The sequence below is a fragment of the Tigheibacillus halophilus genome (assembly GCF_042683165.1).
Classification (GTDB): domain Bacteria; phylum Bacillota; class Bacilli; order Bacillales; family Amphibacillaceae; genus Tigheibacillus; species Tigheibacillus halophilus.
The window spans coordinates 217,642-242,031 of sequence record NZ_JBHUIZ010000014.1 but is presented as its reverse complement, the minus strand read 5'-3'; the positions used below and the strand labels follow the sequence as shown (position 1 = coordinate 242,031).

Below are 24,390 nucleotides of genomic sequence, written 5' to 3'. Positions count from 1 at the left end.
GGATGATAGATGAAAATACGTTTCGCACAATTATTTCGTACCATCGTTTTAGCATGTTTTGCAGCGTTTTTTTTCAAATTGCATTATACAGGAGATATTGCCAAATTCATTAATCCAAAGTACGACATCATGAGTAAAATTGCTGCAGTGGTATTTATCTTCTTATTTTTTATTCAGTTAACAAGAGTATGGCATTTTCACCAACACACACATGCTTGTGAAGACGATTGTGGGCATCATCACGATTCAGGCTCTTTTATGAAACGGTCCATTGGTCATTGCATTATTATTTTTCCGCTATTAACAGGTTTTCTAATTGCGCCAACTACCTTGGATGCCTCTTTAGCAGCCAAAAAAAGTAATATTTTGCCTCGGACGAACCAAACCGCAAACCAGTCCAATAAAGAGGAAGCCTCCAAAAATCTAGATATGGAGGACAATGGCGTTCCTGCGTTAAATAACGGACAAACACAGCACGAGCGTGTCATGACCAACAATAACTATTTCTCCAAGGAAGAGTATGATAAAGCGATGGAGGAGTTGCATCAATCGGATGAAATTCAAATGAACAATGAAATGTACGCCGCTTATTATGGAGAAATAGAGACGAATATAGAAAAATATATTGGAAAAAAAATCAAAACTACAGGATTTGTATATAGGGAAAAGGGTTTACAGTCCAATCAACTTGTGCTTGCCAGGTTTTATATGATCCACTGTGTGGCAGATACGAGCGTACTCGGTTTTTTAAGTGAGTTTGAAGAAGCAGGACAAGTGGAAGAAGATACGTGGATTGAGATAGAAGGCAAGCTTGATGTTACTACGTATAATGGCGCCCCAATCCCGGTCATAAAAGCTGAGAAATGGAAAGTCATGGAGGAACCTAGTGATCCTTATATATACCCCCCTTTAATTCAAGTGATAAAATAAAACCAACAGGGCCATACCCAGATTATATTGGTGGGGCCCTGCTTTTGTTAGAAGCATGATGCATGAATGGAAAACTTCATTGAGCGTCTTCCATTTTCAAATGCTCATTTTTTGTTTGATCATAATATGAATAAACTGTTTTTAAATGGTTGTTTGACCTAAGACTAAAAATAAATATTTTTTAATCGAAAACATATGCCAGTACATCTAAGGCTTGTTCCACTGTTTCAACCGTTACGTTCGCTTTGTTAGATAGTTCCTTCAGCGGATGGATCAGTGACTTCGGCCGAACAATGATAGTAGGCTTGTTCATGGTAATAGCGCAGCTTGCATCCATCGCGGTGTTCCATTGCTTGTACTGTTCCCCGAATAAAGCGATTACCGCATCCGACTTTTGCATAAGAAGCTGCGTACGGAAATTGTTGATATCAGAAGCAGCGTCATCCTTATGGAGCTTGTCAGGCTGTTCGCCAAGAATTTCTTCACCGATATTGTCGGAACGATCATGATTCGTTTGGGGGGCCACAAAAGTCAGCGGCAGATCTTTTTCTTTTGCGAGTTTCTCTAATTGTTCTCTCCAATCATCATGGATTTGTCCAGCTAAATATACGATAAAATTCATACTATCCCTCCTCAAATGTATAGTATAGCGTTTTTCGCCTTGAGGAAAGTGATTTGCCTGTGACTTCCAATTTTTTACGCTTTACAAAAAAACAACTGAAGGAAACTTCCATAGTACTTTATAAAATACACCTGCCTTCGGAATGAAACGTACGGAATAATCACTGCTCCAATGATTTTCCGTATCAGCGCTTGTCTTTATTGAAAGAGTAGACAAACCAATGTATGATATAAAGTGAACTATTCAATGGAGCACGTGCTTTCTTAATAGATGCTCCCATGATGCAAGTTGCATTAACGTTACCAATAATGGTCTAAAGAGAGCTGACCCAGACTGTGTTGTCTATATTACATTTGCATGCCGCACCCATGCGATTTGAAGTGAAAGACTCGTCGTAAAGCAATAGTTAGGTGCTAAAAAAAGGAGTTGTTAACATGCAGTCATTAAAATCAAAAGAAGAATTCCAAGAAATCATCCAGTCACCAAAGTCTATTTTTGTATTTTCAGCTGACTGGTGTCCGGACTGCCGCTTTATTGAACCATTTCTTCCCCAATTGGAGGAAATGTTTGATGAATATATATTTGTGATGGTAGATCGCGATGAGTTCATCGATATTTGCCAGGATTACGACGTGTTTGGAATACCAAGTTTCATTGCTTTTCAACATGGTAAAGAAGCTGGCAGGCTTGTCAGCAAAGATCGCAAAACAAAGCAGGAAGTCATACAGTTTATTGAGGCCCTCCCAAATGAAGTGTGATTTCTAAATGAGGCTACAGTATAAAAGGAGGGTTTTCATTGAAAATGACAAGCATCAAAATGAAGCGTCTGCTGGAAGAAAAACTGTCTGAGCCTGGATTTAAAACTTCTTTCAACAGGGAAAAAGATACGTTTCGGATAGAGTGGAAAGAAAACGGTGAAGGTGTGACAATTACACTGCCGAATGTAATTGCCAAGTATGAAGAAAATGGTGAAGGGGCCATTGATGAGCTGATTGATCATATCAAGGAATCGATGCGCATTATGCAGCAGCAATTTCGTTTATCAGGTAATGAAAAAAACATTTATCCCGTTATTAGAGCGACATCCTTTCCTTTGCAAACAAAGGCAGGTAAAAAACTTGTTTGGAAAGATCATACTGCTGAAACAAGAATATTTTATGCCATTGATTCTGGCAAGTCGTATCGGTTGATCGATAACGACATGCTGAAAAGGGATAATTGGACATTGGATCATGTTGCTGAGGTGGCTAATTTTAACTTGCGCGCTTTATCAACGGAAACAAAGGCAGACACGGTTGCAGATAACGATTTTTATTTCGTTTCCCAACAAGATGGCTATGATGCCAGCAGGATATTGAATACTGCATTTCTTTCTGAAATGAATGCAAAAGCAAAAGGAGAATTGGTCATAGCCGCTCCGCACCAGGATGTACTAATCCTGGCTGATATCCGAAACAAGACAGGGTATGATATTTTGGCACAGATGGCGATGAAATTTTTTGCTGAGGGACGTGTTCCAATCACCTCGCTTTCATTTGTTTATGAAAAAGAAAAATTAACACCGATTTTTATTTTGGCAAAAAACAGACCCGAAAATAATTGAAGAAAGAGTGAATGATATGGATGTATTTTATAACCCTGAAGGAATGGGGGATGTACTGATTGTCCCTGTTAAAGAGGGAGACCGCTATGAAATAGAATATATGAATTATGGCCCGGTAACTAAAATCACTGATCGACAAGGTGAATTGCTCGGTTATAATATTTTTGAAGCTTCTGAACATCTTTCTCTAATCGAAAAAGGAAAAATCATGCTGAGCGAGGCAATGCTTGATGAGATTCGCACCTTATTTGCAGCGCACGGGCTTGAAGACAAGCTTGATTTCGATTTGCGTCCGAAATTTGTAGTCGGCTATGTGGAAGAAAAAAAAGCCCATGAGAACGCTGATAAATTAAGTGTCTGCCAAGTAGACGTTGGAGATGAAATGCTGCAAATTGTCTGCGGCGCCCCAAACATAGACCAAGGGCAAAAAGTGGTGGTAGCGAAAGTAGGTGCAACCATGCCGAGTGGAATGCAAATAAAACCGACAACATTAAGAGGGGTTCCATCGAATGGTATGATATGCTCCCAAAAAGAACTGGGTTTGCCGAATGCACCAACAGAAAAAGGCATTTATGTACTGAGTGAAAAGAGCAAAGCAGGAGAACCTTTCGTTTTTTAGCACATGAATAGGACAACCTAGCCTGTGGGCAATGGTTGTTTTTTTCAAGGAAAAGAACATGGCATTGAAAATAGCTGCCTGTAATTCAACTGCTATTGCAATAGCAGTCACACTGACTATAGTGTACGGTGGTTTATTGATGAAGCAGGAAATTGCAGCCATGGACATTTCGTTTTGTCTTTAACTTCAGCCGCTAAAAAGCTTTCAGTTTTTCTCTACGCTTTTGTCAATTTTTTAACCCTTTTATCAAGAAAGAGAATGATTGGCTTCGGCTTCGACGTTGCAGTATCATGTCGACTATCTTTCTAAAGAAACGAGCAGTGGATTGCCCTTAGGCATCATCACTCGGAAGCGGTGTACAATGGCAAAACCTTCTACCAGTTTACTATCAAAAAATGCTAGAATAGGAGCAGAGGATTAATTTAGAAATGAGTGAAATAAATGTGGGATAAATGGAAAAAAAGAATCGGTAATTTTATTTGGAAAGAAGTTGAAGAAACAGTAGAGGTAGCGCCCGAACAAAACGACAATATGATACCCGAGCATACACATCGTGAAAAAGAACGCCATGAAAATGTGCAGGCGAGAATCGCTTATCAGTATCCAAAGAACACGCTGCACCATGACCATCCTTTGGAAAAACAGAAGCAAATAGGAAAAACGAAACAAGTTGAAAAGCCTGCATACCAGCGCAGAAAAGAAAATAAGCCTAAACATGATGCAGACAATAGCAGCAGAGAGCTCCAGAACAGTCGATCTAATAAAAAAGTACAAGAGTCAAGAAAGGTATATAAAAGAGAGCCTAAAAAGCCATTTAAGTTAAGCAGTGTCCCTTCACCTATATATGGCTTCCATAATCGAACCGAAGAGAGCAAGGAAGTACCTGCTTACCAGCGCAGACAGGATATGCTGCGTACGGACGAAGAGGCAGGGTCGAAACAGATGGATTCTGTGCAAAAAGAAATGGATACAACGCAATTAGAAACGGCAGCTTCAATGGAAGAAGTACATGTGGAAAAAAAACCAGCGGAAAAAAAAGAACGGACTGGTATGGATTACCAAGAGGTTCATTCATTGCTGAGAAAACAGAATCAGGAAAAGAAGCACGATAAGGTAGCGGAGCAGCCAGAAAAACTGGAACCGATAATTCCTTTGGATAATAACATGAAAAATCGTCATTCACCTAAAAAGGAGGAGCCGAAAAAGAGACGCAATGATGATGGCTCCATGCCATATAATGTGTTGATGAATCACCAGGATAGGAAAAATCAACAGTTGCGTGAAGCTGCCAGCAGACCGATACATTATGTTCCGAATACAAGCAGGCAAGAAGAACCAGTAAAAATGAAGCCTGCTATTTCTCAGCCGGAAAAAAAAGTGATGCCTGATAAAACTTTGCCTGCCGCTAATCCTACGGGGGGTAGTGCTGCCGGCCAACCATTGCAGTTGCCACTTCATTTGCTTGACGATACATCGGATGAAAGCAGCGGAGATGATAGTTGGGTTGAAGCTCAGCAAGAGCTTCTCGAACAAACGCTAAAACACTTCAATGTCCGTGCTAAAGTGGTCAATGCGACTCAGGGACCGTCTGTCACCAGATTTGAGGTACAGCCCGAACTGGGAGTCAAAGTCAGCAAAGTGAAGAATCTCAGTGATGATTTGAAATTGAATATGTCTGCGAAGGACATTCGTATTGAAGCACCGATTCCTGGGAAAAACACGATCGGTATAGAAGTGCCGAATCACCATGCAAGAATGGTAGGTCTGCAAGAAGTCATCGGAACGAACTCGTTTCAAGAAGCAAAATCCCCATTAACAGTAGCTCTTGGACTGAATATTGAAGGAACACCGATGATGACTAACATTCAGCAAATGCCGCATGGATTGATTGCCGGTGCAACAGGGTCAGGGAAGAGTGTCTGCATAAATACGATTTTGGTCAGCCTGTTATATAAAGCGAACCATGAAGAAGTGAAATTCATGCTTATTGATCCGAAAATGGTTGAATTGGCAGCCTATAATGGCATTCCGCACTTGATTTCCCCAGTAATTACGGATGTGAAGGCTGCTACTGTCGCATTGAAATGGGCTGTCGGAGAGATGGAAGACAGGTATGACCGCTTTGTTCAGGAAGGCGTAAGGGATATCAAACGTTTTAATGAACGAATGAGAAATCAGGACCGTGAGGAAGAAAAGATGCCCTATATCGTCATTGTCATTGATGAGCTTGCAGATTTAATGATGGTTTCCCCACAGGATGTAGAGGATGCGATTTGCCGAATTGCCCAGAAGGCCCGTGCATGCGGCATCCATTTGTTATTGGCAACACAGCGTCCATCAGTAGATGTGCTTACCGGATTGATTAAGGCGAATATCCCGACAAGAATCGCTTTCAGTGTGTCCTCACAGGTCGATTCCAGAACGATTCTGGACAGTGGTGGAGCGGAGAAATTACTTGGCAGGGGGGATATGTTGTTTATTGAAAACGGCACTGGAAAAACATCCCGTCTGCAAGGGCCATTCGTATCAGACGAGGAAATCGAACGTGTGACCAATCATGTTAGGACGCTTGCTCCTGCAAATTATTTATTTGAACAGGATTCACTGCTTGAGAAGTTCAGCATAGAAGAAGAGGAAGACGAATTGCTGAGGGAAGCCATCACCTTTGTCATTAACCGTGGAGGCGCCAGCACTTCTTTATTGCAAAGACATTTTAAAATCGGCTATAACCGTGCCGCAAGATTGATCGATTCTCTGGAATATAAAGGAATCATTTCAGGACAAAACGGCAGCAAGCAAAGAGAAGTTCTGGTTTCTGAAAATCAAGTAGAAGATATGATGCAGTATTAAAGGTTAGCAAATTATTGAAATGCATCCCCAGGAACGTTGGCTGCTGCCATTGTATATAATATGATGGATAGCAGCCATAGTGTCGATAAGAAGTGAGGCAGGATAGAAGAGGGGCGGCTGGAGAAGACAAATTATTTTCAACTTGAGGTGCTTCTGCTATAATACTATAGGTATAGTAATGCTTCATGATATTGGTAATATGCTTTCATGGATGCTTCTTATCATATCCGGCAATCCAGAACGGATGCTTTTCACACAATCATTGGAGGTTCTTTTTTATGACAACTTACCATTTTATTGGTATTAAGGGTACTGGAATGAGTGCACTTGCGCAAATACTGTATGATTCAGGGGAAAACGTCCAAGGCTCTGATATTGAAAAACGTTTCTTCACACAGGCCGCTCTTGAAGAAAAACAGATTCCAATCTACCCTTTTACAGAAGACAACATCAAAGAGGGATTTACAGTAATCGCAGGGAACGCCTTCGCAGATGATCATGTTGAAATTGTTAGAGCGAAGGAACTGGGTGTTACTTTTTATCGGTACCATGAGTTCCTTGGAGAATGGCTCAAACAATATACAAGCATCGCAGTTACTGGTGCACATGGAAAGACATCGACGACCGGCTTGTTAGCGCATGTATTAGACCAGACTTTTCCTATTTCCTATCTGATTGGCGATGGAACAGGGAAGGGACATGTGGAAAGTAAGTACTTTGTGTTTGAAGCATGCGAGTATCGCCGGCATTTTTTGAATTATAAACCGGACTATGCAATCATGACAAATATTGATTTTGATCATCCGGATTATTATTCAAGCATTAACGATGTGTTCGATGCGTTTCAATCTATGGCCGATAATGTCAAAAGAGGCATCATTGCATGCGGAGATGACATGGAGCTGCAAAAAATACAAGCGAAAGTTCCGGTTGTTTACTACGGCTTTCAATCCGGAAATGATTTTCAGGCACAAAATGTGGCAGAAACAGACAATGGCACCACTTTTGATGTATTTGTCCGCAATACTTTTTATGATACCTTTCATATTCCAATGTACGGCAATCACCATATTTTGAATGCTCTTTCCGTGATTGCGATGTGCCATTATGAAGGCCTGCAGGCAGATAGTATCAAAAAAATCAGTACTTTCGAAGGTGTCAAAAGAAGGTTTACCGAAAAGACAATCGGCAGTCAGGTAATCATTGATGATTACGCGCATCATCCCAGAGAAATTTCTGCAACAATCGAATCAGCACGCAAGAAATATCCGAACAAGAATATTGTCGCTATATTCCAGCCGCATACGTTCACACGTACAAAGACGTTTCTGCAAGAGTTTGCTGACAGTCTGAATGCTGCAGACAGTGTTTATTTATGTGATATTTTTGGTTCTGCACGGGAACAAAGCGGCCAACTGACAATCGATGATTTGCAAAAGCGCGTTGACAACAGTGTGATTCTGGAATTGGACCGTACGGAGATTCTTAGTGAACACCATGACAGTGTGTTGATTTTCATGGGTGCCGGGGATATTCAGAAATTCCAAAAAGCCTATGAAGCTGTTGCGACTATTTGATGTTCGAAAAAACAAGTAATCTTGTGCAAAATCTCTCTCATCCCATGCTGGTACATATTATGGAAACCAGAGGCAAGTAATTTTAAATGGAAAATGTACAACCTTGTATCAGGAAACTAAAAATAGATAAAATATGTTTAAGAGCTTATGTTTAGGGTATTTTTAAACAAGACATCTTTTTGTCTTTCCAGATTAAAAGAGTGTACAGAAGAAAAGGAGCTGTTAGTTGGAATGGAAAGTTTATTATATGTTGCAGCCTTAATTGCAGCTGTAGCTTTCGCTGTTTTAGTTGTATTTTTGGCAATTACATTAAAAGCAGTGTCCAAAACATTGAACAATGTTGCCAGTACGGTAGAAGATTTGGAAAAACAAATGAATGGCATCACCTTCGAAACAACGGAATTACTGAAGAAAACGAATAGACTGGCTGAAGACGTAGGAAAAAAATCAGCCAAACTTGACGGCCTTTTTGATGGTATTAAAGGTATCGGAGAAACTATCCAGGAATTCAGTGATTCGTTAAAACAAATTTCTTCCAAAATCAGCCGTGATGCATCTCAAAATCAAGAAAAAGCCTCACAAGCTGTAAAATGGGGATCAGCAGTTGTTGATTTCGTGAAAAAAAGCAAGAAAAAATAAAACAATATAATCGGGGAGGATTTTGCATGAGTGAGCAAGAACAAAATTTCAGTGGTAAAAACTTTGTGATTGGTGCAGCGATTGGTGCAGCAATCGGAGCAGGTCTGGCGTTAGTCTTCGCGCCTAAATCAGGAAGGGATTTCCGTTCCGATTTGAACCAGGGAGCAATGAAGATGAAGGATAAGGCCTCGAGCTTGGCTGACAACGCCCAAATCAAAGGTTTGGAAATCAAAGATAAAGCTGTGTCAAAAGGTAATGAACTGAAAGAAAAAGCTGTAGAAAAAGGTAATGAGTTAAAAGACAAAGCACTTGATAAAAGCAGTGACTTAAAGGATAAAGCGAAAGATTCAACAGTAAAATTGACTAAAAAAGCTGCTGATAAATCGCAAGAGCTGACAGACAAGACAAAAGGTAAAGTAAAAAAGATCCAGGAAAAACAGGATCAAGCAGTAAAAAGTATGGATGAAGTTTCCAAAAAGATGGACAAGGCCGCTGAAGAAGCGAAGAAATAAGTCAGAACCGCAAAGCCCGACAAAAATGTCGGGCTTTTTTTGGGTTAAAATAAATAACCATGTTTATTGTGCGAATACTACTTGATGATCGTACTTCTGGCTATCAGCTAACAGGAAAGCTAAGGTTAGGGATAAGCAATTATTAACCGGGAATGAGAATTTTTTCAGCAGTTTTAGAGGAAATTTTAAGTTTAAGGATGACATTTGTTAAATTATTCGCTATAATTGTGTCTAATTATTTCATTTGCTGTGTAATATACTGCATATGATGTTGGAGGGGTAAACATGGGAAAGTTCGATATGGATCAGCTAAGAAAACAAATGGATGACGTCAACTTAAAGCTTTTAGAACTGATTAATGAACGCGCGACAGTCGTCCAGAAGATTGGCGAGATTAAGAGCAAGCAAAGTATGAATCGATTCGATCCTGTAAGAGAAAGGGATATGATTGATAAAATTATTTCGAATAATCACGGGCCTTTCGAAAATTCAACCATCGAACATATTTTCAAAGAAATTTTCAAAGCCAGTCTGGAACTTCAAGAAGACGATCATCGCAAGGCTTTGCTTGTTTCACGTAAAAAGCAGCCACAAAACACGGTCATTTCCATAAAAGACGCTGTTATTGGAAATGGCAACCTGGAGTACGTCATGGGCCCATGTTCAGTGGAAAGTTATGAACAAGTGGCACAAGTTGCCGAGGCAGTCAAAAGCCGGGGCATTAAGCTGCTTCGGGGTGGTGCTTTTAAACCAAGAACTTCTCCATACGATTTCCAGGGCCTTGGCTTGGAAGGACTTGAGATCCTGAAAAGGGTATCTGATGAATATGATCTTGCTGTCATTAGTGAAATTGTCAATCCCGCACATATTGAGATGGCCGTTGATTATGTGGATGTCATACAAATTGGTGCTCGGAACATGCAAAATTTCGAATTGCTAAAAGCAGCTGGTGAGGTGGATAAACCAATCTTACTGAAGCGGGGTCTATCTGCAACAATTTCAGAGTTCATCAATGCAGCAGAATATATTATTTCAAGAGGAAACGGCAATATTATATTATGTGAACGCGGTATCCGCACTTATGAAAAAGCGACAAGAAATACACTGGATATTTCAGCAGTACCTATTCTGAAGCAAGAGACACATTTACCTGTCATGGTGGATGTGACCCATTCGACAGGTAGAAGAGATCTGCTTTTGCCAACGGCCAAAGCAGCATTGGCTATAGGAGCGGATGGTATCATGGCAGAGGTTCATCCAGACCCGGCCGTTGCCCTGTCTGATTCTGCACAACAAATGGATATACCAATGTTCCATTCATTCATGGATGAAATCACACAGCTGCAAAACCGCATCTTGCCAGCGGCAAAGCTCAGCTAACCTGCAACTTCTACTGATATGTGGGGCTGACACCTTGCTTCATTGCAATAGCTACCTGTTTTCGGGTAAGATATTGCAATGTGGAGGTAGTCAGCTCCTTTTTCAATGAATTTGCAAATCTGTAGCTGCATCTGTGTAAGAAACATCATCATGAATACTGTCTGAGATACCCAGTCATTGCATGGAAAAAGTTTTTTGATGTAATTTTAAAATGAAAATGTACAAAATAATAATAGATATACCCGCGTTCCCTTTGTAATTTTATTCATGGTAGAGTATGATAAATACTAGCTAAACTATAAAATAGGCTCATGTAATGTTTTGAAGGAGGTACTCAAATGACTATCACTATATATGATGTCGCACGTGAAGCAAATGTATCTATGGCAACCGTTTCCCGTGTAGTGAATGGAAACCCGAATGTAAAACCCGCAACAAGAAAAAAAGTATTGAATACGATCAAGGAATTAGGTTATCGACCAAATGCTGTGGCACGTGGTTTGGCCAGCAAAAAAACGACAACTGTCGGGGCAATTATCCCGGACATTTCGAGCATCTTTTTTGCGGAGTTGGCCAGAGGGATAGAAGATATCGCTACAATGTATAAATATAATATCATCCTCAGCAATTCTGACCAGAATAAGGATAAAGAATTGCAGCTGATTAACACGATGCTGGAAAAGCAAGTGGATGGCATTATTTTTATGGGGGGAAATATTTCCGAAGAACACGCAGAGGCTTTTAAAACAAGCTCTGTACCTGTTGTTCTGGCTGCAACATACGATGCAACTGGAACATTGGCTTCAGTGAATATAGATTATAAGCAGGCTGCCTATGAAGCAGTCAGGTATTTGCTTGAAAAAGGCAATGACAAAGTTGCTTTTGTATCGGGCACTGAAAGTACATTCATCGATGAACTCAAACTGGAAGGGTATCAGCAAGCAATGAAGGAAGCTGGTAAAACAATCCCAGAAAATTATGTGCTGCATGGGGATTATTCCTATAATTCTGGTTTGAAGGTAGCTGGTACATTACTTGAACTGGAGGACAAGCCAGCAGCAGTATTTGTTTCTTCTGACGAAATGGCTCTGGGTGTCATTCATGGTGCGCAAGATAAAGGATATACCGTTCCAAAGGATTTAGAAGTCGTTGGCTTTGACAATACACGTCTGGCGACAATGGTACGGCCTACGCTTTCGACAATTGTACAGCCGATGTATGATATTGGCGCAGTGGCGATGCGCCTGTTGACAAAGTTCATGAACAAGGAAGAAATTGACGAACAAAAAGTCATCCTGCCGCATCGAATTGTAGAAAGAGATTCAACAAAATAAAATAAAAGCCGATATCAATCATATAAGGCATTGGATGTGTGACTCCATAGACGTCTGCACATCCATATTTTATTTACATATATTATCAGCTCATAAAAGGGTGGAAAGAGACAAAATGAGAAAACGGGATTTACTGACCCCTGCCGGTATCACCCTTGGTTTCGTGATGATTATGCTGGCAATTATCGCCCAAGACAGTGATCACGCTGCTTCTTTTTTGGATATCTCATCCATATTCATTGTTATTGGGGGCGTGGTGGCATCCCTGCTGATCAATTTTAAGCGGGAAGAGCTGCATTCACTGCTCCCAGTTTTAAAAGAGACACTCAAAAAGCAGGATCAGTCATTGACAGAGGTGCTTCAGTTATTTGTAAAGCTGTCAGAAAGAGCTAGAAGAGAAGGATTGCTTGCATTGGAAAAAGATTTGGATGAGGTTGAGGATCCTTTCATTCGCAAGGGTGTATCATTAGTTGTTGATGGTATGGAAGCAGAAATGATTACAGAAATAATGAATGCAGAAATCACAGCTTTGGAAGAGAGGCATTACAGAGGCAGGATGATGATTGAGAAATGTGGGGAATATGCCCCCGCATGGGGAATGATCGGGACACTGGTAGGGCTTGTTCTAATGTTGACAACTTTGGAAAATCCCGCCACGCTCGGACCAAGCATGGCAGTGGCATTATTGACAACACTATATGGTACGGTGCTGGCCCATTTGGTTTTCCTGCCAATGGCGGGCAAGCTCGAAAATAAAACAGAAGCTGAAATTTTTACTAAACAAATTATTTTAGAGGGCGTTATCAGTATTCAGTCCGGTCAGAACCCGCGTATCGTAGAGGAGAAGTTGTCTGCTTTCCTTCCAAATGGAAAGTATACGGGGCGAGTACGCTCCATGGAGGATAAAGTCCATGGAGCGTAAGAAAATCAGAAAAAGCAAAAAAAATGGGTCACCAAAGTGGATGGTGACCTATTCTGACATGATCACATTGATTCTGGTCTTTTTCATTCTATTATTTTCCATGTCTCAAATCGACTTGGAGAAGTTTAAGGCGATTACCCAATCTTTTAACGACAGGGCCATTTTGGACCAGAAATCCACGGAAAAAGGCCAAGAAAATGAGAGTGATGTCGCTGCACCTCCAAAAAATGTACAGGAAGAGTCATTGGAAGGTTTGCTGCAGGAAGTAGAAAGGTATTTGGCTAAAAACGGTCTTAACGATGTCATCACTGCAAGCAGGACAAGACGCGGGGTAGTTCTTATTCTTCAGGAACGGATTTTATTTGCATCTGGACAGGCCGATATTCTAACTTCTGGAAAGCCATTTCTGAACAAGGTGGGCTCCCTGTTACAAAATATAGACAATCAAGTGGAAGTGCAGGGGCATACTGATAGCCGACCAATCAAAAACTATCGTTATCCTTCAAATTGGGAATTATCAGGTGCGAGGGCGAGCAGCGTCATTCGATATTTGATTGCACAGGGGAACTTTACTCCTTCACGTTTTACAGCTGTCGGCTATGCGGATACAAGACCAGCCGCAGCAAATGATTCCGAGGATAATTGGAAGAAAAATCGTCGTGTTGAAATCATTATCTTGAAAAAGGATGCGAAGACATCAAAATAAACGCTTTTTAGTGTATAGCTCGGTCTGCATGAGATAGATTTTATAAAAAAATCTCCATAAAAAAGAACTGCTAAGTTTGTCGTTGCAGTTCTTTTTCTAGTTCAATTATGGGGTATCGCGTACTTCATTGCGGCTTGAAGTGTTCTTTCGTTTTTCTCATTGATTTCCGTTTTTCTTGGTATGGTCGGCAGTGAATCCACGGGATCATTCCAGCATGCAGGAAGTTCCACAGGAGACTGATCTTGCCAGCTTGCAAGCCATGCTTCAGGCAATTTGCCTTTTTTTATTTCATTATAGCGCATAACATGCCAAATTTGTGCCCAGGCTCTCGGAGTAACACGCCAATGATCGTACCCGCCGCCTCCCAGACCGATCCACCTGCCCTTACAATATGTATGAGCCAGTTCATGAACCAAAACGGGTATCCTTTCATAAATGCGCATACTCGCGCATAGATGTGTCAACGGATCATGAAAATGCGCATCAGCCCCGTTTTGTGAGACGATAATATCCGGTTTAAAAAACGCAGCCACCTTGGACACCGCAGTCTCAAAAACTTGCAGGAAGGATTCGTCCTGTGTAAAGGCATCAATTGGAATGTTGAATGTATAGCCGTGCCCTTCTTTGATGCCCCGTTCATTCACAGTGCCTGTGCCGGGGAAGAGATACCTGCCGGTTTCATGAATAGACAGCGTACAGACATTCGGATCTTCATAAAAGGCCCATTGAACACCATCCCCATGATGAGCATCCGTGTCAATATACAATACACGTAAATCATATTTTTCCCTAATATACTTAATGCCCACGGCCCCATCATTATACACACAGAACCCGGATGCCTTGCGTTTCAGCCCATGGTGAAGACCTCCACCCAAATGGAGAGCATGTGAATAACCGGATTCCAGCACAGCATCAACAGCTTGCAGTGTTCCACCGACCAGCATGGCAGAAGCTTCGTGCATCCCTGGAAAAATCGGTGTATCCTGTGTTCCAAGGCCGAATGGGAATGCCTCTTGCTCGCTCAGCTGCTGTGCACCGCATTTTTTTACGGACTCAATGAACGCCTTATCATGGAAAAGCGCCAATTCTTCATCTGAAGCCAATCTTGGCTTGATTATATCCTTTTTTTCCAAATGGTTATCCGCTTCCAATAATTCCTTTGCCAGAGAAACTCTGATTTGGTTAAATGGATGATCTTTGTGAAAATGATAGCGAAGTAATTCATCTGAATAAATAAACGCTGCATTGCAAGTCATGGCCTCGGCCCCTGCATATCAAGTTTTGGCCATATCAACGTAAAACCGGCTTCTTGCAGATCATCGATGACAGGCAAAGGATTCATCGTCTGAATGCGGAAAACCAGAATTTTAAATGCAGGATCTTGTTTGTATGGATAAATCAGCACAGAAACAATATTTGTTCGGCGCTTTCCAAATATTGCTGTCACCTCTGGCAAAATCCCCGGACGATCTGGCACCTTCACTTCTATATGGGAACCTTGTACATTCGTTCCGGTTAGTTGAATCAAAGAATAGAGCATATCCTTCTCTGTAACCATGCCAATAAGCTTATCGTTGCTTACCACAGGGACACAAGCAAATTCCTCCTCATAAAATATGCTGGCTATTTCTTCAGCAAAATCAAGAGGGTGGACCGTGACCACTGGGCTGCTCATGATGGTGTGCAGCTGATTTTGCAGCTCTGGATGTGCATCTCCTGATGCACTTTCAAAAATAGAAGGGCTCGCATCACGTACATCACGGTCAGAAACAATGCCAATTACTTCATTTTCTTCATTTACAATCGGAATATGTCTTATTTTATGTTTATGCAGCAGTTCCAATGCTTTAGCAATGGTTGCAGAAGGCTGCAACGTAACGACGTTCGTGTTCATTATATCTTCTACAAGCATTCAAAATCCTCCTCTCATGCTGCGGTATTGATGTCTTTGGAGAAACCTGAGCTTATCAAATTGTTCGATAGATGCAGCGGGCACATTTTTCCCAATGCGAACCATCAAACAATTTGCTGGATGTGAGATGATTTCGGGATCATCCGTCGGTGATGGTGACAATCCGCCCGCGGACATCATCTTTTCCATAATCTTTCTATACTGCCAAACACTTAAATTCGTTTTGTCCAGATCCCAATGCCAATAATATTCCGTAGAAATGACAATATAATTTTCCATGAATTCGTCCATCATGGACACTTCCAGCAGACCAGATCCAATTTTTGCTCCGCGATAGTCAGGTATCACTTCAATAGCACCAAGCACAATCAAGTCTTCCATCTGGAAGGTGGACCACCTTTCCAGCGGATCTGCGTAAAGATAGGTTACATAACCAATAATCGTATCATCTGTTCGGGCAACGATCAGCCGGCCTTCGGGGAAATCTGCAATGTCCTGTATGGCTTCAAATTGTTTAGCTGCAGGCCGAAAAGCTGTCAAATCTTCATGGAAGGCATATTGCCGCAGCTGTTCAGAAGAAAGTGGCCCCTCAATGATTATCGTCTCATTTTTTGATTGGCGTGTCAGACAATGGCAGGATTTAATATGTTCCAATGCTTCACCACCTAGAAGTAGTCTATCTATCTTTATTATACCGTTATATAAACTATTTTTACAATCTAGGGCTTGGAATATTGTGATATTTACAAGTATTTGTACGCAAGAAGGTTTCAGCTTATCAATGACTAAAAACGAAAAAAGAGCCAGCCACTCTTTGAATCAGCAGTAATTCATACAGCTGTGTTTGCAAAGAGTGACTGGCACTTCAGGAGGTGGGCTTAGCCTTGGCAATAAATTTGTTTGTTAATCATCTTTCTTTTTATCTTTTTTCTTGTCGGCTTTTTTCTTTTGGTCTCCTTGGTCCTTTTGATCTTTGTTCTTTTTATCCTTCGTTTTATCATCGTATTTTTCTGGCTTATCTTTCGCACCGCCAACTTGCACGGTGTTAGAGGAAGCGGATTCTCTGCCAAAATAGTCGACTGCTTTCACTTGATATACGCCTGGACCAGGTAGGCTGTATTGCTTACTAGTTGTATGGTCAATCAGGCTGAAGGATGAGCCCTTACTAGAAGCACGATAAATGCGATACCCGATGACATCACCAGTGGCTTGTCCCCAGCTGAGATGTTTGGTTGAAGCGCTCAACTCTCCCGGTGTACCCGGAGCCTTACCGCTGTCTTTAATCGCATTGCCGATTTTTCCTTTCGGGAAGGCGATTTTCTCCCATTTTTCTGTTTCGATCCGCGGGTATAACTCTTTTAAATCAGATATCCGGTCATAGCCATTTCGTTTCAGCCAGTCGGGGTTAAAGGAAAGGCCATTACCGTTGACAAATTCTTTTGGTGTTTTAGGACCGGCAGCAACTGCTCTCCCGTTCACCTCAACGAAGGAACCTGATATTAAACTATCATCTTTTTTGGTAGGTACGAATTTGGCATTGAATAAATCTGTTTTCACCAAACCTGCTTTGCTGCATAGATCAGATGGCAGCATACCTGAAATGGCGCAATAACTTTTGGATACAATGCCATCCGGTTGTTTGAAACGTTTGGTCGGGGCCATCAGCTCCTTGTTTTGGTCTGTTGCGGCATTGACCAGTTCAGCCCACAGTTTGTTGGCCCGCTGGCTGTAAGATAAAGGTGAGCAGCCGTAGCACCGCAAAGATTTAGGAGAGCGATAGCCGATCCATGTTCCCATAGTGACATTCGGATTTGTACCGACAAACCAGGCATCCTTCCAATCTTGTGATGTACCTGTTTTTCCTGCCCAGTCTACACCGCCATATTTCAACTGACTTGGAATGTAGGAAGCCGTTCCGGATTGAATCACGTCACGCATCATATCCAATGTCAGATAAGTTGTTTGCGGTGAAAATACCTTCACAGGTTTGGACTTGTGTTTATAAACTACTTTTCCATCACTTGTCGTTATTTTGTCGATCATATAAGCGTCGACAAAATTGCCGTTGTTGCCGAACGTTGCAAATGCGTTCGTGTTTTCCTCTGGTGTAATCCCCCATGTAGGCTGTCCCAAGGAAAGGGAAGGGTGGTAATAATCGCCTTTTTCCAAAGTTGTGATACCCATTTTATCCAAATATTGTTTTGCCGGGTTATCATTAATGATTTTGGCATAGGTTTTGACCGCAGGAATGTTGTATGAATTTTTCAATGCGTCCCTGGCTGAAACGATGCCGTGATACCCTCCTGCATAGTTTCCTGGATGATAAGATTGGCCAGGAAATAGAATTGGCTCAGACGTATCGGCAATAGGCGTTCCGGGTTGTACGACACCTTTTTCCATTGCTGGTGCGTAGTCCAGGAGCGGCTTCATTGTACTGCCGTTAGGGCGACGTTGTGTGACATAATTCAGTTGGTTCCCATCATTGTAATCGCGGTTTCCAACAAAGCTGAGCACCTTCCCGGTTTTATTTTCAATCAAGATGGAACCGGTTTGCACTTGCTGTTTATTCTGTTTAGTTTTCCCGTTTTTGTCAATGACAGTCACAGTAGTGTCAGGGCCGTAATAGGCATAGTCTTTTGCAACCTTTTGGAACTTCATATAAATGTCTTTATCGATTGTTGAATGGATTTTATATCCATTTTGGCGCAAATCCCGTTCTGCCTGGATAGTATATTTATCTTTGAGCTTCTTATTTTTGTCAAGATCTTTCTTATTATAGCCATCTTTTTTTGCATCAAGTTCAATTAATATTTTGGTTGCACGCTTCTCAAGTTCTGTCATCAAGATCGGATTTTTTTCACTTGATGTGACTGACTTCTTGGTGAAATCAGCTGTGATATCATATTTAACCGCTTTGTCATATTGCTTTTGACTAATGTAATTTTCTTCATACATTCTTTTCAAAACGGTTTTCATCCGATTGATTCCTGGTTTTAAACCTTCCTCGTCCTTGAGCTTGCCGCCACTTGCGAATGGTGTATAGTAGTATGGATTTTGCGGCAGGCCGGCAAGGTAAGCAGCCTGTGGCAGTGAAAGTTTTTTAGCATTCACGCCGAATACTCCTTTGGCCGCAGTCTGAATGCCTGCGATGTTTTTTCCGGATGCTTCACGGCCATAAGGAATGATATTCAAGTAAGCCTCTAAAATCTGATCCTTGGTGAAAAAACGTTCCAGGCGGAGCGCGAGTAAAATCTCTTTTCCTTTTCTTTCAAATGATACTTCATTTGTTAACAATTGGTTCTTAATCAACTGTTGTGTCAATGTACTGCCGCCAGTTTTTATATCAGAGTTTATTGCTTCTTGCATAATGGCGCGTACGATTGCCTTGGGGACGACACCATTATGATCCCAAAAATGTTCGTCTTCAGTTGCCACAACGGCGTTTATAAGATTCTCGGAAACATTTTTCAGTTTTGTTTCATCACGATGCAGATCTGAATTGACATCTGCAAAATATTTATTGCCGGCAAAATACAGCTTGGATGTTTCTTCGTAGTTATAGATGTCGCTTTTCATAGTTTTATAATCCAGAATCGGTTCATCCTTTACAAGAGAGGCGAAATAGCCTGCTCCAATACCGATTCCAAAAAATATACCAATAAAACCGATGATTCCAATAAATAAAATGATATTCCAAACAACATCATATGTAACACGGGATACACGCTGGATTTTGCCTGCTTCCCACAACTCTTTTATTTTATCGGCTGTGTTGTTGAGCAATTGTTTTAGATCCACTGTATAACCTCCCAAAATCTTCTATCATTATAGCATAAGCACCTTTTATGGTATATAAAAATATATGACCATTGCCTTTTACCCGAAAATGTGGTATCAATATTACATGATCAATTATGAAAACAACATTTGCATATCGAAGCTGTGATGGAAATGAAGTAGTTTTGCAAATCCCTGTCAAAGAGAACCGGCGGAAGGTGCGAGCCGGTACATATTTGCGAATGAATTACGTTACCGGAGCTTTTGTTCTTTAAGGGCACTTCTGAAAAATGAAAGAATGCCGTTAAAGAGCAAACGGTTTAGAAGCCGTTATAAAGAAGTGGCATTTTTACATGCAACAAGGGTGGTACCGCGTGTCCATATAACTCGTCCCTTTTATGAGGGGACGGGTTTTTTGTGTGTTATCCGCACACAATGGATAAAAGTTGCAAATAGCGCTATGATTGACAACGCGCAAAATTGCGGTGATTTTCAAGTGCCCGGTGGTATTTTCCGTTTTGGTAAAGCAATCTCTAGAAAGCCGCCATTTTTAAAAATTAGATTGGAGTGTATTTAAATGGATATTTTGCAGGACTTAAGCCAAAGAGGACTTATACAACAAGTGACTGATTCCGAAGGTTTGAAAGAACATTTGGAAAAACAGCAAGTCACGTTATACTGTGGTTTTGACCCGACAGCAGACAGTTTGCATATTGGTCACTTAGTTCCGATAACGATGCTGAAAAGGTTTCAAAAGGCTGGACATCGGCCAATAGCCTTGGTGGGCGGCGGTACTGGTATGATCGGTGATCCGAGCGGCAGATCATCAGAGCGGTCCCTGAATACAGCAGAAGTAGTGAAAGGTTATGCTGAAAGTGTGAAACAGCAAATTGCCAAGCTTCTTGAGTTTGATCAAGGAGAAAATCCTGTTGTCGCCAGAAATAATCATGATTGGCTGGCGAATATGACGGTAATAGATTTTTTGCGGGATGCAGGAAAACACTTCTCTATCAACTACATGCTTGCCAAAGAATCTGTGTCTGCGAGGATAGAGCAGGGGATATCTTTTACGGAATTCAGTTACATGCTGCTCCAATCCCTGGATTTTCTGAAACTGTATGAACAAGAAAACTGCACATTGCAAATTGGCGGCAGTGATCAATGGGGGAACATCACTGCTGGAATGGAGTTGATTCGTCGCAGCCGTGAAAATATGGAAGAAGAAATCAATGTGTTCGGGCTAACTGTCCCCTTGATTACGAAAGCAGACGGTACAAAATTCGGTAAAACTTCAGGAGGAGCGATTTGGCTGGATCCAGAAAAAACTACACCGTATGAATTTTATCAATTCTGGCTCAATACGGATGATAGAGATGTCATTAAATTCATTCGCTTTTTCACTTTTTTGCCTGAAGAAGAAATAGAAGAATTGGAAGCATCAGTTATGAATGAGCCTGAAAAGCGTTTGGCCCATAAACGTTTGGCCGAGGAAATGACTGCTTTTGTACATAGCGAAAAAGCGCTGGTACAAGCTCAAAAGATTTCCCAAGCATTGTTTAGCGGTGACCTTCGCCAATTGACACTAAATGAAATTAAGCAAGGGTTCAAAGATGTCCCTTCATTCGAAATGAAAAAAGCGGACATTGGGTTGGTGGATTTGCTTGTCCAAGCTTCGATTTCGCCTTCTAAGCGCCAGGCAAGAGAAGATATAACGAATGGTGCCATTTATATCAATGGGGATAGGCAGCAGGATGTCAACCATATTGTTGATGCTGCAGACCGCATAGACGACGAGGCGACCATTATTCGACGCGGTAAAAAGAAATATCAGGTAATCCATTTTCATCAATAACGACACGTAAGCCATGAGAAGAGAGCTGAAACATCAGCCTCTTCTTTTTTTTGGATGAAAAGCTATGCACTTTTCCAAGCGGCTTATATGCGAATCGATAGACATCTGAAGGGAAGACTGCTGGATTTTTATTTTTGTATTTTTATTAGTAATTTCGAGTAAAAAACAATTGCGGGACAACTGCTTCAATTCATTATTTTTCTCCAAAAACAACTATTTAACAAGTACTTGAAATCACTTTTCTGGTGCATCATAATAGGAAAGTATTGTATAAACGGAGTATAAATATTCATAATTTTCGTTTGCAGTAAACAGATTCAATTGACAGAAAAGGAGTATTCTTATGCAAATGAGCAAAGAAGATATTTTAAAAACAGTTCCCCAGAAAGGTTTTTTCGGTCATCCGAAAGGCTTGCTTACTTTATTCTCCATTGAGTTTTGGGAACGGTTCTCATATTATGGCATGCGGGCAGTGCTGATTTACTATATATATTATGAAACAACCAAAGGTGGATTAGGCCTGGATAAGACGACTGCGACTTCCATCATGTCTATATACGGGTCGCTGGTTTATATGTCGACCATTCTTGGCGGCTGGCTGGCAGATCGCATGTTGGGGAGCAGGTCAACCATCATTACAGGGGCCATTTTGATTATGTTGGGCCATATCGCTTTATCTTTACCTGGCAGTATCACAGCACTTTTCGTATCAATGGCGTTGATCATCCTGGGTTCTGGGATATTGAAACCAAATTTGTCCAACATGGTTGGCGATTTATATTCCAAACAAGACTTTCGCCGTGACGCCGGGTTCAGTATCTTCTACACGGGTGCGAACGCAGGCGCATTGATTGCTCCTTTAGTTGTCGGAACAATTGGACAAACTTATAACTTCCACTATGGTTTTGCGCTAGCTGCGATAGGTATGTTTATTGGCCTTATCTGGTATATGGTCACCTCACGTCGTTCTCTTGGAGAAGCGGGACGTTATGTTCCTAACCCCATCGCGCCTGAGGAGAAGGGGAAGTTAATCAAACAATTCAGCTTTGCTGCTTTAATTATCGCGATCGTATTATTGCTTGTAATTACCAAAGGCTGGCTTACAATTGATGGTTTTACACTGGTAGTCAGTGTTTTAGGAGTTGTGATACCGACCATTTATTTCCTAGTGATGTTTTTGAGCAAGAAAACGACTACAATGGAAAAATCCCGGTTGTTGGCGTATATCCCATTGTTCATCACGGCCATTTGCTTCTGGTCTATTCAGGAACAAGGATCAACCATTTTTGCTAGGATTGCCGATGAACAGACAAACCTCAACGTAGGATCACTGCATATTCAATCAAGCTGGTTTCAGTCTATTAATCCATTGTATATTGTTGTATTAGGACCTTTATTTGCCTTGATGTGGACAAAGCTTGGCAAAAGACAGCCGACCACACCAGTGAAATTTTCTATCGGGGTCATTTTAGCGGGTTTATCATTCTTGTTGATGATCATTCCTTTCGGTTCAGGAGCGAGCCACATTAATCCGTTATGGCTTGTATTCAGCTTTCTGCTTGTGACGCTTGGAGAATTGTTCTTGTCTCCGGTTGGAGCTTCGGCAACAACCAAATTGGCGCCGGCGGCTTTCGCTTCGCAAACAATGAGTGTATGGTATTTGTCCAACGCATCTGCACAGGCGATCAATGCACAGTTGGTAAAACTATACAGCATCCATACGCAAGTAAATTATTTCTTTGTTATCGCGATTGTATCTATCGTCATCGGTATAATTCTCTTGATTATGTCCAAAAAAATTCATGGTTTGATGCGCGGTGTCGACTGAATAATGGATATCACTGAAACAACGATATTTTAGCCTCAGCCTGGAAGTGAACCAAGCTGAGGCTATTTTTCTGGTTATTGAATATATGGTGGCTGGATAGTTCGTATCGTTTTCGCAGCTGCCTGCAATAAGTTGTATAACACGGGTACTGTCCATCGAGCGAAGAATCACGCAGGAGGCTGAACAGTGGGGGAGCTGTTTCAACGATCATAAAATGTATAGCTTTTTTAAAAGTGTAGACAAAAAAACACAAAAGCTGAGAAGCTTTTGTGTTTTTTGCTTTTTCTATTAACGTGAGTAGAACTCGACGATAAGAGATTCGTTAATTTCAGCAGGCAATTCACTGCGTTCTGGCAGTCTGTTGAATGTACCTTCCAAGCTGTTTTTATCAAAAGTCAGGTAATCAGGTACAAAGCTGTTCACTTCGATAGCTTCTTTAATGATGTCCAATCCTTTTGCTTTTTCGCGAAGTCCAATCACTTGACCAGGTTTTACACTGAATGAAGGGATGTCAACGCGTTTGCCATCAACTGTGATATGGCCATGGTTTACCAATTGGCGAGCTTGTCTGCGTGTGCGGGCAAGGCCAAGGCGGAAAACCAAGTTATCCAGACGTGATTCTAGAAGAATCATGAAATTCTCGCCGTGGACACCTTTCATTTTACCAGCTTTATTGAACAGGTTGTGGAATTGACGCTCGTTCAAACCATACATAAAACGAAGTTTCTGTTTCTCTTGCAGCTGCAAACCATATTCGGAAAGCTTTCTGCGTTGATTAGCTCCATGTTGCCCTGGAGCATAAGGGCGTTTATCCAGCTCTTTGCCGGTTCCTGTTAGTGAAATGCCAAGACGACGGGATTTTTTCCATACGGATCCTGTGAAACGTGCCATGGGACATTTCCTCCTTTTATTTTATTTGCATAAAATAAAATGAAGACCGTGATTCCATTCATTTGGGTATTATGTTTTCATGTACCATCGCCCCAGCAGCTGAGGGTTACACGATACACCTCAAGATAATGAGGAACAAAATACTAACAAATGCAGACTCACTAAGGCTACTATATTATTTTACACAATCTATAGTATATAAGCTGTTGGACACGAAGTCAATAAAAATTTAGATCTTTTATTTTTTCGGCATTCTCACGGAAATTGGGGCAGGGCAGCACTGTTTTGTGATTCTTCATGATAAATCTTGCAAATGTTATTTGCAATTCAATCGAAAAAGGTGATCGCAACGTACATCAGTGTTGAGAAGAAACGGGAAAAACAAGCTTATTGCGCTATTTACCTTGGCAATAATCCGGCGGATGATGCTAAT

At 41.2% G+C, this 24,390-nt stretch carries 21 protein-coding genes and 1 other annotated feature; of the genes, 15 read left to right on the top strand and 6 right to left on the bottom strand.

Going from position 1 to position 24,390, the window contains the following annotated elements; all coding sequences use genetic code 11:
- Positions 1–9 precede the first annotated feature (9 nt).
- Positions 10–930: a TIGR03943 family putative permease subunit gene (locus ACFSMW_RS15810; protein ID WP_390357254.1), complete on the top strand. Its 921-nt coding sequence runs from the start codon at positions 10–12 to the stop codon at positions 928–930.
- A gap of 181 nt (positions 931–1,111) precedes the next feature.
- Here ACFSMW_RS15810 and ACFSMW_RS15805 read toward each other — a convergent pair whose 3' ends face one another.
- Positions 1,112–1,552 (bottom strand): YtoQ family protein, encoded by a 441-nt coding sequence (locus ACFSMW_RS15805; RefSeq protein WP_390357253.1) that lies wholly within the window; start codon positions 1,550–1,552, stop codon positions 1,112–1,114.
- Positions 1,553–1,986: 434 nt separating this feature from the next.
- Here ACFSMW_RS15805 and ACFSMW_RS15800 point away from each other — a divergent pair, with 434 nt between their 5' ends.
- From ACFSMW_RS15800 to motS, 12 genes are all read left to right on the top strand, one after another.
- Positions 1,987–2,310, top strand: a complete 324-nt coding sequence (locus ACFSMW_RS15800) for a thioredoxin family protein (protein WP_390357252.1) — start codon at positions 1,987–1,989, stop codon at positions 2,308–2,310.
- A gap of 38 nt (positions 2,311–2,348) precedes the next feature.
- Complete coding sequence (locus ACFSMW_RS15795; RefSeq protein WP_390357251.1) at positions 2,349–3,155, top strand: DUF1444 domain-containing protein; 807 nt, start codon at positions 2,349–2,351, stop codon at positions 3,153–3,155.
- Between the two features lie 16 nt (positions 3,156–3,171).
- The gene (ytpR, locus tag ACFSMW_RS15790; RefSeq protein ID WP_390357250.1) at positions 3,172–3,774 is read left to right on the top strand and encodes a YtpR family tRNA-binding protein; all 603 of its coding nucleotides are present in this window, start codon (positions 3,172–3,174) and stop codon (positions 3,772–3,774) included.
- Positions 3,775–3,832: 58 nt separating this feature from the next.
- The gene (locus ACFSMW_RS15785) at positions 3,833–3,958 is read left to right on the top strand and encodes a hypothetical protein (RefSeq protein WP_390357249.1); all 126 of its coding nucleotides are present in this window, start codon (positions 3,833–3,835) and stop codon (positions 3,956–3,958) included.
- A 257-nt stretch (positions 3,959–4,215) separates the two neighbouring features.
- Positions 4,216–6,624 carry a DNA translocase FtsK gene (locus ACFSMW_RS15780; RefSeq protein ID WP_390357248.1) on the top strand — a complete coding sequence of 803 codons (2,409 nt, stop codon included), beginning with the start codon at positions 4,216–4,218 and terminating at the stop codon, positions 6,622–6,624.
- Positions 6,625–6,902: 278 nt separating this feature from the next.
- The gene (murC, locus tag ACFSMW_RS15775) at positions 6,903–8,201 is read left to right on the top strand and encodes a UDP-N-acetylmuramate--L-alanine ligase (RefSeq protein ID WP_390357247.1); all 1,299 of its coding nucleotides are present in this window, start codon (positions 6,903–6,905) and stop codon (positions 8,199–8,201) included.
- 231 nt (positions 8,202–8,432) lie between these two features.
- On the top strand, positions 8,433–8,840 hold the full coding sequence (locus ACFSMW_RS15770; protein ID WP_390357246.1) for a DUF948 domain-containing protein: 408 nt from the start codon (positions 8,433–8,435) through the stop codon (positions 8,838–8,840).
- A 26-nt stretch (positions 8,841–8,866) separates the two neighbouring features.
- The gene (locus ACFSMW_RS15765) at positions 8,867–9,352 is read left to right on the top strand and encodes a YtxH domain-containing protein (protein ID WP_390357245.1); all 486 of its coding nucleotides are present in this window, start codon (positions 8,867–8,869) and stop codon (positions 9,350–9,352) included.
- 285 nt (positions 9,353–9,637) lie between these two features.
- Positions 9,638–10,732 (top strand): bifunctional 3-deoxy-7-phosphoheptulonate synthase/chorismate mutase, encoded by a 1,095-nt coding sequence (locus ACFSMW_RS15760; protein WP_390357244.1) that lies wholly within the window; start codon positions 9,638–9,640, stop codon positions 10,730–10,732.
- 338 nt (positions 10,733–11,070) lie between these two features.
- Positions 11,071–12,066: a catabolite control protein A gene (gene ccpA / locus ACFSMW_RS15755; protein WP_390357242.1), complete on the top strand. Its 996-nt coding sequence runs from the start codon at positions 11,071–11,073 to the stop codon at positions 12,064–12,066.
- Between the two features lie 115 nt (positions 12,067–12,181).
- Positions 12,182–12,988, top strand: a complete 807-nt coding sequence (locus tag ACFSMW_RS15750) for a MotA/TolQ/ExbB proton channel family protein (RefSeq protein WP_390357240.1) — start codon at positions 12,182–12,184, stop codon at positions 12,986–12,988.
- A complete protein-coding gene (gene motS / locus ACFSMW_RS15745; RefSeq protein WP_390357238.1) occupies positions 12,978–13,694 on the top strand; it encodes a flagellar motor protein MotS in 717 nt (238 codons plus the stop codon). Before ACFSMW_RS15750 ends, motS begins: the two co-directional genes overlap by 11 nt.
- 101 nt (positions 13,695–13,795) lie before the next feature.
- On the opposite strand, the gene ACFSMW_RS15740 is transcribed toward motS, so the two are convergent.
- The 4 genes from ACFSMW_RS15740 to ACFSMW_RS15725 form a co-directional block, all read right to left on the bottom strand.
- On the bottom strand, positions 13,796–14,953 hold the full coding sequence (locus ACFSMW_RS15740) for an acetoin utilization protein AcuC (RefSeq protein WP_390357236.1): 1,158 nt from the start codon (positions 14,951–14,953) through the stop codon (positions 13,796–13,798).
- The gene (locus ACFSMW_RS15735; RefSeq protein WP_390357234.1) at positions 14,950–15,609 is read right to left on the bottom strand and encodes an acetoin utilization AcuB family protein; all 660 of its coding nucleotides are present in this window, start codon (positions 15,607–15,609) and stop codon (positions 14,950–14,952) included. Before ACFSMW_RS15735 ends, ACFSMW_RS15740 begins: the two co-directional genes overlap by 4 nt.
- Entirely contained in the window at positions 15,610–16,263 is a 654-nt protein-coding gene (locus ACFSMW_RS15730; protein ID WP_390357232.1) for a GNAT family N-acetyltransferase, read from the bottom strand. It abuts the gene before it with no gap.
- A 249-nt stretch (positions 16,264–16,512) separates the two neighbouring features.
- Entirely contained in the window at positions 16,513–19,407 is a 2,895-nt protein-coding gene (locus ACFSMW_RS15725) for a transglycosylase domain-containing protein (protein ID WP_390357230.1), read from the bottom strand.
- A 135-nt stretch (positions 19,408–19,542) separates the two neighbouring features.
- Positions 19,543–19,784 (top strand) — a binding site (T-box leader).
- 179 nt (positions 19,785–19,963) lie between these two features.
- On the opposite strand from ACFSMW_RS15725, the gene tyrS reads away from it, so the two are divergent.
- Positions 19,964–21,238, top strand: a complete 1,275-nt coding sequence (gene tyrS, locus ACFSMW_RS15720) for a tyrosine--tRNA ligase (protein WP_390357228.1) — start codon at positions 19,964–19,966, stop codon at positions 21,236–21,238.
- Between the two features lie 343 nt (positions 21,239–21,581).
- Positions 21,582–23,066 (top strand): peptide MFS transporter, encoded by a 1,485-nt coding sequence (locus tag ACFSMW_RS15715; protein WP_390357226.1) that lies wholly within the window; start codon positions 21,582–21,584, stop codon positions 23,064–23,066.
- A 288-nt stretch (positions 23,067–23,354) separates the two neighbouring features.
- Here the strand turns inward: ACFSMW_RS15715 and rpsD are convergent, their stop codons facing one another.
- Positions 23,355–23,957, bottom strand: a complete 603-nt coding sequence (rpsD, locus tag ACFSMW_RS15710; RefSeq protein WP_390357224.1) for a 30S ribosomal protein S4 — start codon at positions 23,955–23,957, stop codon at positions 23,355–23,357.
- Between the last annotated feature and the right edge of the window lie 433 nt (positions 23,958–24,390).